The following is a 13,305-nucleotide window of genomic DNA, read 5'->3' as shown; positions in this document are numbered from 1 at the left end:
TAGAATACGTGAAATCTGCACAAGAAGACCAGTCTATGAGTGACGGTTTTTCTGGTTTTTTCAAACGTATGTCGATGCCCCAAGCGTGGATCTGAAACCGTGAATCTGAAGATTACGAATTGTCATCCCAAGTTTTCTTGGATGTTGCTAGCGTTAATTCTATTTTGGGACTTCGATTAAATCAACTGAATGTGTCATCATATTTATCTATATAATTCACCACAGTTTAAGCTGTAACCCTTACAAAAGGTAGACGCTCTGTTTGCAAGAAAGTGTAACTTGCCCATGTCAAAAATCTTGGTTATTGATGATGACCCTATCATCCGCTTGTTTCTAAAAAAAGCGCTACAGAAGGAAGGGTATGAAATTGCGATCGCATCTGATGGGCAAGAGGGTCTTGAACAAATTAAGAAAATACACCCGGATTTGATCATTTGCGATTGGATGATGCCCATTGTGGATGGTCTAGAAGTCTGTCGGCAAGTCAAGGGAGATCCTACATTTTCAACGATTTTCTTCATTTTGTTGACGGCTCGGGGAAGTTTGGAAGACCGGGTCAAAGGACTGGATACCGGGGCAGATGACTTTTTAGCCAAGCCCATCGAAATCGCTGAACTGCAGGCAAGGGTGCGGGCCGGTCTACGCCTACGCCAACTCACCCGCGACCTCCAGTATCAAAAGCAATGTCTAGAGTCTGAACTATCGGAAGCTGTAGACTACGTGCGATCGCTCCTACCGAAACCCCTGAAAGGCCTAGTGCAAGTAGATGCACGCTTCATCCCCTCTAGTCAATTGGGCGGTGATTGCTTTGACTATTACTGGCTAGATCCTGATTATTTGGTCATCTATTTGCTCGATGTTTCTGGGCATGGCTTAGGAGCAACCTTACTATCCACGGCGGTTTTAAATTTATTACGGTCACAATCCCTACCTGATGTCAACTTTTATCAACCTCACCACGTTCTAAAAGCGCTGAACGACACCTTTCAAATGACCAACCAAAATGAAAAATATTTCACCATTTGGTATGGCGTTTATAATCGAGCCCGTCGTCAGCTCATGTATGCGAGTGCCGGTCATCCGCCCGCTATTTTAGTTTCAACGCCAACCCATGAAGCTCCCTCGGGGAAAAGGATGATTGAGCGTTTAAAAACCCCAGGACTACCCATTGGCATGTTGCCCGATGCATCCTTTCAAAGCAAACGTCATGACGTACCCAGCAACAGCAGCCTGTATGTCTTCAGTGATGGAACCTTTGAAGCCAGCCAGCTCAAGGGAGGAACATGGGGCTTAGATGATTTTGTAACTTTACTGTCAGATGAACCCATTACCACCAGCCTAGATATCATTCTGGAGCAGGTGCAAGAAAAGAGCGAAGTCGATTCATTCGACGACGATCTCTCACTTCTACGCATTAACTTTGGTTAAGGCGATCGCTCCCCAAGCGCCGCAGGTTGCCCTAGATGCTTGATCGGGCGCTTGAGCGGGCAGGCAACCTATCAACCTAGGCCTTAGACCTGATGGTTACACAACGTTCTAGGCTACGAGCCTAGCGTTTGAGAGCCATCACCAACGCGATCGCCCCTCCAGTTCTGGACATGAGCTCCAGACTTGCAGACCCTCATCGTTTCCAAGAAGGCGATCGCTGCCTCATTGGGTGCGCCGCCCTTGCCCTCAAGCAGCACTGACGCTCAAAGGGTCAGCTTGGCGATAGCACGGCTTGCTCAAAAGCTTCTTGGTTGTCATACACCTCAAAGACTTGATCCATACTGGTCAGCTCGAACAAGATGCGCACCTGTTCATTAATTGAGCAGATGTAGAAGCGCCCTCCGGCTGAACGCACCGTTTTTAAGGCGATAACCAAGGCCCCAAGCCCTGAGCTATCGATAAACGTTATATCCTTCAGATTGACGAGAATGATCTTAGCGCCACTATTCACCAGTTCACTAATCTCAGCCCGAAACTGGTTGGTTTTTGTACTATCTAAGATGCCGGTTGGCTGAACAACTTTGATGTGTGAATTCATGATGATGCTAACTACACTGAGCGTATATTCAACAAGAATGTCATTGATTGCACCACGATGCCAAACATCGAGGAGGATGGCAGACCTGGTGGATGTCCTGCCAGGTGTTTAAATTAGCGCCCCGATCGCCCCAATATTAACCGACAAACCGACCAAAGCTAAATTTAGAGCCAAGATTTATACAACCATGCCTAGAATCATCTGACCGCCGTAGCTTGACACCTAGACCAGGATGAATAAAAGGCACTAAGGCTTCTCACCCAGCCAAGGCCAAGCTGCCGGATTCAAAAAGCCATACTAGAGATTCAAATATCCCTTGGGTGTAGGTGCTTGGCACCTTCTGAGCGATCGTTAAAATCTCATTGAGCCACAGCATTTTTTCATAAAGATTAGGTTATGGTCATAGAGAGGTGCGTCGTCCTTAAATCACCACAAAGATGGAGCTTCCTCACACAATATCGACTCATTTTTCATCAAAAAATATCCGGATTTTGCCTCATTTCTAGAGGGAAGGACAGTAGTGTGCATCTGTGTAGGATAGGGGATGCGATCGCCCTTGTCCCAATCCATCTCAGGATGCGACAGAAAGCTCAGGCAAAGGCTCAGACAACGTGACCTAGCGGCTGATCACCCAGGATTCATCTATCCCATGGATAGACTCTAAGGCAAGCACGATTTACCCCCTATGACGAGCAGCCAAGCTTGGAGCAGACACTCCAAGTTTTTACCCAGGCTCATCGGCGTACGGTTTTGCCCTCTTGAAGTATGGCAGGGTCATCCCAACCGCAATCGCTCGAAAAATCCAACCCAGAACGACAAAACGCCCTAAACCAACCGCACGTTCACCGTGAAGCCATTACCAATCTGCATTGACAATCTGCTAGGACACCCTCCCCATACTCCCCAATAACGCTCAGTCACCATCGGTGTACATCACGTCTGCGCTCTCTACCACTCTTGGATATGGATGACCGTTCATGACTACCGACCTCCGCTTTTCATCTACCACCCCCCAGTCTCGGAATGTTCAGACCTCATTGGTCAAAAGTCCGATCAGCCGTGAAACGCTCCTCCAGCGAGCGATCGTGTTCATCCTATTCAGCACCGTTTGCCTAGGATTTTGCGCCTATCGTCTTGCCCAACTCCAACTGGTAGCCGGCCCAGCCAACCGCGAACTAGCTGAGCAAAATCGGACTCGTCTAGTACCGATCCGCTCCGATCGCGGCAATATTCTCGACCGTAACGGAGAGTTGATTGCTGCCAATCGCCTCAGCCGCGCCGTCTACTTCTGGCCTCGCCAGCAATCCCCCGAAGATTGGCAACATCTAGCAGAGCAACTGTCTCCCCTGCTGAATGTCCCGAAAGACGAGATGATCGCCAAGCTAGAGCAGGCAGGCTATTCGTCGCCGCTGCCCGTGCGGATTGCTCAGCAACTCAGTCCTGATGCTTTTGTGGCCCTAGCAGAATTTGCCCAGCAGTTTCCTGGCGTTGAAATTCTGGCAGAATCCAATCGCTACTATCCCCATGGACGCCTTGCCTCCCACATCATTGGCTATATTGGCGAAGCTACCGAAGCTGATATGGAGAGCAATCCTAACTATCCCAGCGGCATGATTGTTGGGCAAATGGGGATCGAACGGTTGGCGAATCCCATCTTGGAAGGACATTGGGGTAATCGCCGCGTGGAAGTGGATGCTAACGGTCAAGAGCGGCGGATCTTGGGGAATGAACCCTCGATTTCTGGGGAGTCCGTTAACCTCACCATTGATCTCAAGTTGCAACAGGCGGCAGAGCAGGCCTTGAACAATCGACGGGGTGCGGTTGTCGCCCTTGATGTCAAAACGGGAGAGGTTTTAGTTTTGGTCAGCGGCCCGTCCTTTGATCCCAATATCTTTACCCGCCGGGTAACCGATGCGGAATGGCAGCAGCTTCAGGGCGAAAGCCAGCCGTTTCTCAATCGTGCCCTCCAGGGCTACCCGCCCGGCAGCACCTTTAAGGTTGTGACAGCGGTGGCGGGGATGCAGTCGGGTAAGTTTAATCCAGGCTCAATTCTCAATACATCAGCCTTTATTAGCGTTGGCGGTACCCAGTTCTGGGAACATAGCAATCAAGGCTATGGAGCGATTGGTTTTCGTGATGCGCTTGCCGTGAGCAGCAACACCTTTTTCTATCAGGTGGGGATGGCGGCAGGCCCCGAAGCGATCGCCCACTGGGGAGCCATGTTAGGCATTGGCACCACACCGACCCTAGGACTAGAAGGTGGCAATCACGGTTTGATCCCCACCCCTGAAGAAAAGGTAGAACTTTACGGCGAACCTTGGTACACCGGCGATACGGTGAGCATGGCAATTGGTCAGGGTGTGGTGCAGGTGACGCCGCTGGAAATGGCTGTGATGACCGCCACCATTGCCAACGGTGGAAATCGGGTGATCCCCCATTTGATGATGGATCAAACCGCATCGCCCGAGATGCAGCCCATACCCACGGGGATCGATCCCGCCGCGATCGCTGTTATTCGAGAAGGATTAATCGCCACGGTGCAGCAGGGTACTGCCCAGGGTTTAAACGATGGCAGCATTCCCCTCACCGGTGGCAAAACGGGCACATCGGAAGTCTTAGGCCAGACGTCCCACTCGCTTTTCGTCGGCTTTGGGCCGGCCCAGGATCCCCAGATTGCGATCGCTGCCATTGTGGAAAATGGGGGCTATGGATCGGTAAGCGCCATGCCCATCGCCCATGCTATTTACAAAGCGTATTTTAATCCCTAGGGCTCCGGTCGGAAGATGGCCTCGTCTAGATGTAGAGCTAACCAGTGGTTTCCCTTTTGGTAACCAATCCCGCCCAGTTGGATCGGAGTGCCATGCTGGAAGCGATCGCTCCGATGCTGAAAGGCGCTAGGCCATACAGGGTCGATTGCTCGCAAGCTGTCGCCAGCCCTGTTGATGGGTGCGAGGGGAGAGCGATCGCCTGTTGCTCTGGAGTTAGATCTATGAAATTCATTCATTTACTACCCGCTGTCGCTGTTTTGGGGCTGTTAGGTCTAGTTCGGTATGGTGGCAATGTCACTGCCCAGACGGCTCCCACCGTTCGTTCAACCCCAGGAGATACCCGTATGGCTGCCCCCGATACTCCCGCCCTTGGTGGGCTCTATGTACAAAACGAGGGGGGCTCTCAGGTTTTCCCCCTCATCCACACCGATGTGCAGGCTCAGGTCAGCGGCAATGTGGCGCGGGTGGAGGTGACCCAGACCTTTGAAAATCCCTTTGAGGATCCCCTAGAAGCCATCTATGTCTTCCCGTTGCCCGATGAAGCGGCGGTGGATGATATGGAAATTCGGATTGGCGATCGCATCATTCGTGGCGAGATTAAACCTCGGGAGGAAGCCCAGGCTATTTATCAACAGGCGATCGAGGAAGGGCGTACAGCAGGGCTGTTGGAGCAAGAGCGCGCCAATATTTTCACCCAGTCTCTGGCGAATATTCTTCCCGGTGAACAGATCGACGTCACCATTCGCTACACCGAAAGCTTGACCTTCGAGGGCGACCATTACGAATTTGTCTTTCCTATGGTGGTCGGGCCGCGCTACATTCCTGGCCCAGCCACCGTCACCGGCAACACGCCCCAAGTTCCTGATGCAACTCGGATTACACCGCCAGTCATTCCCCCGGATCAGCGATCGGGGCACGATATTCAGGTCACCGTTAACCTAGATGCTGGGGTGCCGATTACCAATATCACCTCTCCGTCTCACACCATCCAGACTACGTCTCGCGGGCGAGAAGTTTATGTGCAGCTCGATCCCGCCGATACGATTCCCAATAAAGACCTGATCCTGCGCTACCAGGTGATGAGCGATCGCCCCCAAGCCACCGTCCTCACCCAGCGTCACGAAGAAGGCGGTCACTTTGCGGCCTACCTGATCCCCGCCATCGACTATCCCAGCACCGCCATCGTGCCCAAAGACGTGGTGTTTTTGATGGATACCTCCGGCTCCCAGATGGGCGATCCCCTCCTGAAGTCTCAGGAACTCATGCGCCGCATGATTAATGGACTCAACCCCAACGACACCTTTACGATCATCGACTTTGCCACCACCACCGAGCAGCTCTCCGCCACGCCCCTGCCCAACACCCCCGAAAACCGTCGGAGAGCGATCGCCTACGTGGATCAACTCACCGCCAATGGCGGCACCGAACTGTTGAACGGCATCCGGGCGGTGCTCGACTTTCCCCCTGCCCCGGAAGGACGGCTGCGTAGCGTGGTGCTGTTAACCGATGGCTATATTGGCAACGACGCTGAGATTATTGCCGAAGTGCAGCAACGCCTTGCACCAGGCAACCGGCTCTATAGCTTTGGGGTAGGCAGTTCCGTCAATCGCTTCCTCTTAGATCGCCTAGCCGAGGCCGGGCGTGGCACCTCCCAAGTGATTCGTCACGATGAACCCTCTGGAGAGGTCGCGGAGCGCTTCTTCCGCCAGATCAATAATCCTGTTCTTACCAACATTGACGTGACCTGGGAAGGCGAGGGCGACGCCCCTGAGATCTATCCCTCGGCCATTCCCGACCTATTTGCCGAACAGCCCCTCGTGATCTTTGGGCGGAAAACCGACGGACAATCCGGTGTCCTGCGCATTCGCGGCATGGCGGCAGGGGGCGTGCCCTTTGAGGAAACCCTAGCAGTTAATTTTGAGAGCGGGCCATCCCAGGGAGCGATCGCCCAACTCTGGGGACGGGCACGCATCAAAGACTTAATGAACCAGCTCTATGGCATGGAAACTGTGGAGGGCGTCAATGCCGTCACCCAAACAGCCCTGGCCTATCGGCTGCTGTCGCAATACACCGCCTTTGTCGCCGTCACCGATGAAGTGCGTGTTGACCCCGATGGCACCCGTCGCACCGTAGAAGTACCGGTGGAGTTACCCGATGGCGTCAGCTATGAAGGCATCTTTGGCAATGCCTTTGACTTCGATGGCACTAACCTCCAAGATCTCATGTTTGGTGGCTCTTTCTCAGCACCACCGCCTTCCTTAGCAACCCCCTTCCCCACCAGCACTGCTGGGAGTAGACAACCCACCAGGTCGATCCCTCAGTCTATGCCCTCTTTTGAGCTTGAGGATGTTTTGGACGATATCGACGATGAGCATCCCTTGGAGATCATCGAGCTCACCCTTGATGGCGTTGCCCTAACCAACAGCGATGACATCTACACGAACCTAGATCAGTATTTACAGAATCTTTACATCAGCGATCGCCTCTCCGGGATAGTACTGATGGAACTGCGCTTAGTCAACGGCAGCGTGCAGCAGGTCTTGCTGGATGACCAAGCTTCGACCTTAGAAGACCTGAGCTTCATTCAACAGGTTCGCGATCATCTGCGGGGGTGGCGATCGCCCGACTCCACAACCGGCACCCTCCGTCTTACGGTACGTGTGATCGATGAGTCGTAAGCGTCGCAACGGATCCTGTAACCCATTGTTACAGCCCCATGGTTGACCCAAACCGTTGCCCATCCTTGCCCCTCAGGCAAGGGCGGGCATCCGTCCTTCATGCCTTGCGACAAGAAGGGCCGAATTTCGTAGACTAAAGATAGACCACCGCAGTCCGTTTGAGCCCGTCATCCCCGGTCGCGAAACCTCGGACTAGAACTTATCGTGCAGGAGAATCGCCCGTGAAGCCCAGTAGCTTTAGCAATCTGCAAGTCAACTTGTCTGGCCTTAGCTTTTGGATTACAACCTTTGCCATTATCTGGTTTCTGGGCATTGTTGGGCTAGGGTGGTTAGTGAAGTCCTTCTTCATCTTCCTAGGATTGCTGATCTTGGCACCGATTGTGGCTGTGCTAGGGTTTCGCTGGTGGCTCAAACGCAACTTGGTGGAAGGGCAATGTCCTGTGTGTAGCAACTCCTTGGCTGGGTTCAACAACATGCAGTTGGCTTGCCCAAGCTGTGGGGAACCGCTGGTGGTGGAAGACAGAGTGTTTCAGCGCCTGACACCCCCTGGAACTGTGGATGTGGATGCCATTGATGTATCGGTTAAGCAGCTCGAAGATTCCTAAGAGTTGGCGATCCTGCACCTAATCTGCAATCACTAATCCCATGTATCGATTGGGATAGAGTTAACGTATAGCTGGCGTAAATCTGTATTGAAGCTGCTGGCTCAACTCCTGAAGAGAAGAGGGTTGAGCGGAATCAAAACTCGACAATTCCCTATGAAAAGAGGGTTGAGCGGAATTGAAACCCGGCATGGCTTCATGGACTGGAGTCCACCGACTTAAAACTAGATCAAAGGCGATCGCTCCCCATAATGCGGCGTGATGCGATCCGGCCTGTGGACTGTGATTGAGTCTATCGACAAACTTCTAAAATTCGCTCAAATCGGCCAGTCGCTTCACGTTTGACCCGCCCAGACTGCACTGCATCCCTAAGCTGCTGCAGTCGCTCCAAGTCAGAAACGCGATAGGTACGCGCCGCCAGCACTTGGCGAATCAATGCTTCAGACTCCACACTGAGACAACCTGTTTCGAAGGCAGACGTAACAAGACGATCGATCATTACGATAGGTACAGCTAGAGACGACATGGACTGAGCTATGACTGTCTATACTATCCAGGGTTTACAAGTTCTTTAGATTGATGAAGATCAGTCTTAGCTGTGATATTAATCACACCATGAAGGTCTCTTAGGGCCATAGAACCCACAATGTTTGAAACGCAGGTCACAACTGGCATCATGCAACAACGACAAAACCTCCTATTTCCGGGGATCAGAGCGATGACTCCGTGGAGCAAGCGCTATTCGCTACCGGGAGCGATCGCTCTCTTGATCAGTGGACTCTTGATCCTGAGCATTGGCGTTAGCCCCGTCTGGGCCCAAGCAGACAGCAGCCCTAATCCCGATCGAGGGGCCGTGGTTTTTGCCGCCAACTGTGCCGGATGCCATGCCCAGGGAGGCAACATTATCCGTCGGGGTAAATCCCTCAAGCAGCGGGCTTTACAGCGCTATCACATGGATGATCTAGAGGCGATCGCTACCATCGTGACCCAGGGCAAAATGCCCATGTCTGGCTATGGCGATCGCTTGTCCAGTCAAGAGATCTACGACGTCGCCGCCTATGTGTTGCAGCAAGCCGAAGCCGGTTGGCCGTCTTGAGGGGTAGCCCATGGTTCAGAAAACCAATGCTGCTCGATCCCTCGATCGCCTCGGTATCCCCTACGAGCTACGCACCTACGACTATGATCCCGCTGACCTGGATGCTGAGAAAGCCGCCGCCGGTATCGGTCTACCATCCCAGCAGGTGTTTAAAACCCTCGTCGTTCGCGGTGACCAAACCGGTGTCTGCCTGGCAGTCATTCCCTCCCACCGCCAGCTCGATCTAAAAGCCCTGGCCAAACTCAGCGGCGATCGCAAGGTGCAACCCGTTCCCCTCAAAGAGGTGCAGGCTCTGACCGGCTATATTCGCGGTGGGGTAACGGCCCTGGCCTGTAAGAAGGCCTATCCGGTCTATGGCGATAGCAGTTTAGTCGATCACGCCGCGATCGCTGTCTCGGCTGGGACGCGGGGTATGCTCATGGTTCTTGCGCCCCAAGACTATGTGCGATCGGTGCAGGCCACCCTAGGGGCGATCGCCACTGCCGACTAGATGGGCAAGTTCTTGTCATCTACCGGCGCTTCAGCCAAAGGGCGATGGCGATGGCAAAGGCCAACAGCGGCACCACAACTAGGGAAGCGATCGCTAGGGTCGCCTGCTGTCCTAGCGTCAGCACAATACGGCGGCTAGTTGGTTCCTTCGGACGAATGGCCAGCACTTCCCCTTCTTGATTGCTGAGCCAAGCAACCGTATTGAGAAACACATCGCCGTTGAGCACTTGTCCAAATAAACCATCCGTGGCAAAGGCAGAGTTGCCAATGATTACCAAGCGCGATTCGCCATCCTCACCATTCTCCAGCAGATCCACAGGTTCCTCGGAAAGGGTGCCATTCCCCTGTACCGGACGGCTCATCGCCACCCCCACCGCCAAGGAACCCTGCTCCTCCGCATCGGGATCGAGCTGCACTTGCCCCTGATCGTCAATAGGTTGCACTTGCGACTGATCGCCCGTCAACAGCAGCGGCACCGCTTCCACCCCTGGCACCTCAGTCAGAGCAATGGGCTGAGCCACGGGATAGTAAGACATGCCGCTCAGTTGTTCGGTAATGGGGTGGGGGCCATAGCGGGTGACCAAGGGCACGGCGGGGCCTAGACCCACCGCCTGGCCCTCGGGATCCAGAATCAGGGCATCGGTACTGAGGGTAATGCCCCAGTTGTCTAGGAAACTATCAAGACCCGGCTCCGTGGTGGGATCCAGCATTAGCAATAGGCCATTCGCTCCCTGGGCAAAGGTTTCCAGAGCCTCCACCTCGGTTTCTAGAAAAGCCTGCTGGGGCCCAGGCACGATCACCACATCCGCATCCGCTGGAATCTGTCCATCTTCCGTCAGTTGCAGCGGTTCCACCACATAATTCTCATCCTGCAAACGGGCGATCGCTTCCGATAGTCCCCCTTGCCCAGCTTCTAGAATCCGTTCGCCATGCCCCTGGGTGATGTAAATCTTGGCAGAGCGATCGCTGCCCAGGCGGGCAATGGCATTGCTAATCAAACGTTCTGAGAGCGGTTGCTGGGGCGTCAGGGTTTGCACATAGCGACGGGTAACGGCATCACCTTCGCCCACTTCTAGATAGACCTCGCCCATGGTGCTCACACCCACCTGCTGAGCCAAAACGGGATTGGCTTGGGGATCGATGTATTCATGGCTGAAGCGATCGCTTTGGCGGCGATAGTTATTCAGCAAGCGTTCCTCGGTGGGATTGGGGGTGGGAGCAAAGATCAGGAGCTTCACCGGCTGATCCAAACTGCTAACCACCTGTTGCGACTGGGGAGCCAGGGTATAGAGCTGATTCTCGGTGAGGTCAAAGGACTGGCTGTAGCGGACGCCCAGCAGGTTGATCAAGCCCAAAATCACCACCACGGCCAGCGTGGCCACCAACCCATTGGTATTGGCCTGGGTCGAGCGCCGTCGCCAAAAGCCACCGCGACTTTCGCTGATCAACCAACCGATGGCGATGGCAAGGCCGATCAGAATCAGAACCAGCGGCACGGGGCCCCAGCTACCGGCTACAACACCCGCCGTCAGCCCAGCAATCACCAGCATGGGCGCAAGCCAAACCAAATACCGAAGTCCCTTAAAAGTCAATGGCGTTCGTTTCATCTAACAGGCACCTTGCAGCAGTAAAACAGAGGGAGGCGATCGCCCCTAGGAGCGTTGGTAGCGCAGCAGTTCAATCGACTGGGCAGTGAGAAAAATACCGAGGACGATATAGCTGGCGAACAACACCAGATCGCTGGTTTCCACAATGCCCTGGATTAAGTTGCCATAGCTGGTGAGCAGCGATAGATGTGCAATGGCTTCCCCGACGGGCCCTTGAACGCCACTGGCGATTAAATCCGTCACCCAGAGCATCAGCATCAGCCCAAAGGTCAGCACTGCCGAGAGGATGGTGCTGTCGGTGAGCGATGAGACAAACATCCCCAGCGATAGCACAGCGGCAGCTAGCAGCAGCAGCCCACCATGGGCCACCAGCAGCAGCACTGGATTGGCAGGCGGATCTGCAGACAAAAAGGCGATCGCTTCATAGATCAACAGCGGCACCGTCATGGTGAAAAAGAACGTCAGTACTCCCAGCAGCTTACCCACCGCCACCGCCCAGTTGGTAATCGGCGAGGTGGCCAATAGTTCTAGGGTGCCGCGCTTGCGTTCCTCGGCATAGAGCCCCATGGACAGCATTGGCAGGATGAACAAGGATAATGACCCGATCACCCCGAGGTAGACAATCAAAAATTGGCTCGGCACATCCACCGGCGCGCCACCGCCAAACTGATCCTGCATCGCCACCTGGGCAATTACCCCAGTGGGCCCGAGCAAAATGGCGGCAAAGAATAGCCCACTAATGAACCAAAATACCCCAGTGATCACATAAGTAAAGGGGGAGGCAAAGTAGCTCTGTAGCTCCTTGCGATAGATGGCGATGATGTTGCTGACTAAAACACCCATCTAGAGGCTGGCTCCTGACAACGATATAAACAATACCTAGAAAGCCTTTGGATTGGTAGCGTGCGCATCCAAAGCGGTACAAGATGGTGCGTTACGGCTACGCCTAACAGCACCCTACAAAAAGGGTGATCTAGAGCGAGGGAGGATCTTCGGTAGGCGGTGGCTCGGGTGGGGATTCTGGGGCGATCGCTTCCTCTTGGGACTCTGGGGCGATCGCTTCCCCATCCTCAAAGGCATCCGACGCAGCGGATTCTGTAGTGGTGAGCTGGAGGAACACGTCCTCTAGGCTCACCTGACGGCGGCGCATTTCGTAGAGGCCCAGGCCTGCTCCAACGACGATCGCCGCAATCTCCCGCCCCGGATCCTCGGGCCCTTCCGTGGTGATCTGCAGGTGTTGACGAGCTTGGCCCTCTGAGGGAACGATCTGCACCGACTGCACCGGCGTGAGGTCTTGCAGCGCCTGCCGCACCTGTTCGCCATTCCCTTCAATTTCCAAGTCATAGCCCAAGCCACCGGTGAGCTGAGCCACCAGTTGATCCGGGGTATTCGTCGCCACCACCCGCCCTTGGTTGATAATGGTGACGCGATCGCAGGTGACACTCACCTCCGGCAGAATGTGGGTGGACAGAATAATTGTGTGCTCCCCCGCCAAGCTGCGAATCAGATTGCGCACATCAATAATCTGGCGAGGATCGAGACCCACCGTCGGTTCATCCAGAATAATCACTGCCGGATCATGGACAATCGCTTGGGCAATGCCCACCCGTTGGCGAAACCCCTTCGATAGCTTGCAAATCAACACCCCTCGTTTATCCACCAAATTGCAGCGCTGCATCGCCGACATGACCCGCGTGGAGCGATCGCCCGCCGCCACATGTTTCAGACGAGCCACGAAGTATAAAAACGCCTCAACGGTCATATCTGGGTAGAGGGGCGGCGTTTCTGGCAAGTAGCCAATGCGCTGCCGCACCGCCATGGAATCGTCATGGACATCAAACCCAGCCACCCGCGCCGTGCCGCCGCTGGCCGGTAGATAGCCGGTCAGAATGCGCATGGTGGTGGTTTTTCCCGCACCGTTGGGGCCCAGAAACCCTAGGATTTCTCCCGGTTTGACCGAAAAGGTAACGTCATCAATGGCGGTGCTGCTGCCATAGTGTTTGCTGAGATGTTCAACTTCAATCATGGCTTAACGATAG

General features: G+C 54.2%; 11 protein-coding genes. 6 read left to right on the top strand and 5 right to left on the bottom strand.

The window, feature by feature from the left end; genetic code table 11:
• Positions 1–285: 285 nt before the first annotated feature.
• A complete protein-coding gene (locus V6D20_03940) occupies positions 286–1,428 on the top strand; it encodes a SpoIIE family protein phosphatase (GenBank protein HEY9814942.1) in 1,143 nt (380 codons plus the stop codon).
• A 271-nt stretch (positions 1,429–1,699) separates the two neighbouring features.
• Here V6D20_03940 and V6D20_03935 read toward each other — a convergent pair whose 3' ends face one another.
• Entirely contained in the window at positions 1,700–2,026 is a 327-nt protein-coding gene (locus tag V6D20_03935) for an STAS domain-containing protein (protein ID HEY9814941.1), read from the bottom strand.
• 977 nt (positions 2,027–3,003) lie between these two features.
• Here V6D20_03935 and mrdA point away from each other — a divergent pair.
• The 3 genes from mrdA to V6D20_03920 all read left to right on the top strand — a co-directional run bounded on the left by mrdA (position 3,004) and on the right by V6D20_03920 (position 8,077).
• Positions 3,004–4,794, top strand: a complete 1,791-nt coding sequence (mrdA, locus tag V6D20_03930) for a penicillin-binding protein 2 (protein ID HEY9814940.1) — start codon at positions 3,004–3,006, stop codon at positions 4,792–4,794.
• A gap of 221 nt (positions 4,795–5,015) precedes the next feature.
• Positions 5,016–7,472 (top strand): VIT domain-containing protein, encoded by a 2,457-nt coding sequence (locus V6D20_03925; protein HEY9814939.1) that lies wholly within the window; start codon positions 5,016–5,018, stop codon positions 7,470–7,472.
• A gap of 221 nt (positions 7,473–7,693) precedes the next feature.
• The gene (locus V6D20_03920) at positions 7,694–8,077 is read left to right on the top strand and encodes a hypothetical protein (protein HEY9814938.1); all 384 of its coding nucleotides are present in this window, start codon (positions 7,694–7,696) and stop codon (positions 8,075–8,077) included.
• 289 nt (positions 8,078–8,366) lie between these two features.
• On the opposite strand, the gene V6D20_03915 is transcribed toward V6D20_03920, so the two are convergent.
• Positions 8,367–8,573, bottom strand: coding sequence for a hypothetical protein (locus V6D20_03915; GenBank protein HEY9814937.1), 207 nt, complete (start codon positions 8,571–8,573; stop codon positions 8,367–8,369).
• 219 nt (positions 8,574–8,792) lie between these two features.
• Between V6D20_03915 and V6D20_03910 the strand changes: the two genes are divergently transcribed.
• Positions 8,793–9,170, top strand: coding sequence for a c-type cytochrome (locus tag V6D20_03910; GenBank protein HEY9814936.1), 378 nt, complete (start codon positions 8,793–8,795; stop codon positions 9,168–9,170).
• Between the two features lie 10 nt (positions 9,171–9,180).
• Positions 9,181–9,660: a Cys-tRNA(Pro) deacylase gene (gene ybaK, locus V6D20_03905; GenBank protein HEY9814935.1), complete on the top strand. Its 480-nt coding sequence runs from the start codon at positions 9,181–9,183 to the stop codon at positions 9,658–9,660.
• A gap of 19 nt (positions 9,661–9,679) precedes the next feature.
• On the opposite strand, the gene V6D20_03900 is transcribed toward ybaK, so the two are convergent.
• The 3 genes from V6D20_03900 to V6D20_03890 all read right to left on the bottom strand — a co-directional run bounded on the left by V6D20_03900 (position 9,680) and on the right by V6D20_03890 (position 13,292).
• Complete coding sequence (locus V6D20_03900) at positions 9,680–11,266, bottom strand: Gldg family protein (GenBank protein HEY9814934.1); 1,587 nt, start codon at positions 11,264–11,266, stop codon at positions 9,680–9,682.
• Between the two features lie 45 nt (positions 11,267–11,311).
• Positions 11,312–12,109: an ABC transporter permease subunit gene (locus tag V6D20_03895; GenBank protein ID HEY9814933.1), complete on the bottom strand. Its 798-nt coding sequence runs from the start codon at positions 12,107–12,109 to the stop codon at positions 11,312–11,314.
• Positions 12,110–12,239: 130 nt separating this feature from the next.
• Positions 12,240–13,292, bottom strand: a complete 1,053-nt coding sequence (locus V6D20_03890) for an ABC transporter ATP-binding protein (GenBank protein HEY9814932.1) — start codon at positions 13,290–13,292, stop codon at positions 12,240–12,242.
• Positions 13,293–13,305: the final 13 nt, after the last annotated feature.

Source organism: Candidatus Obscuribacterales bacterium (genome assembly GCA_036703605.1).
Lineage (GTDB): Bacteria > Cyanobacteriota > Cyanobacteriia > RECH01 > RECH01 > RECH01.
Note: the sequence above shows the minus strand (reverse complement) of the source record. Positions and strands in the feature narration are given on the sequence as shown.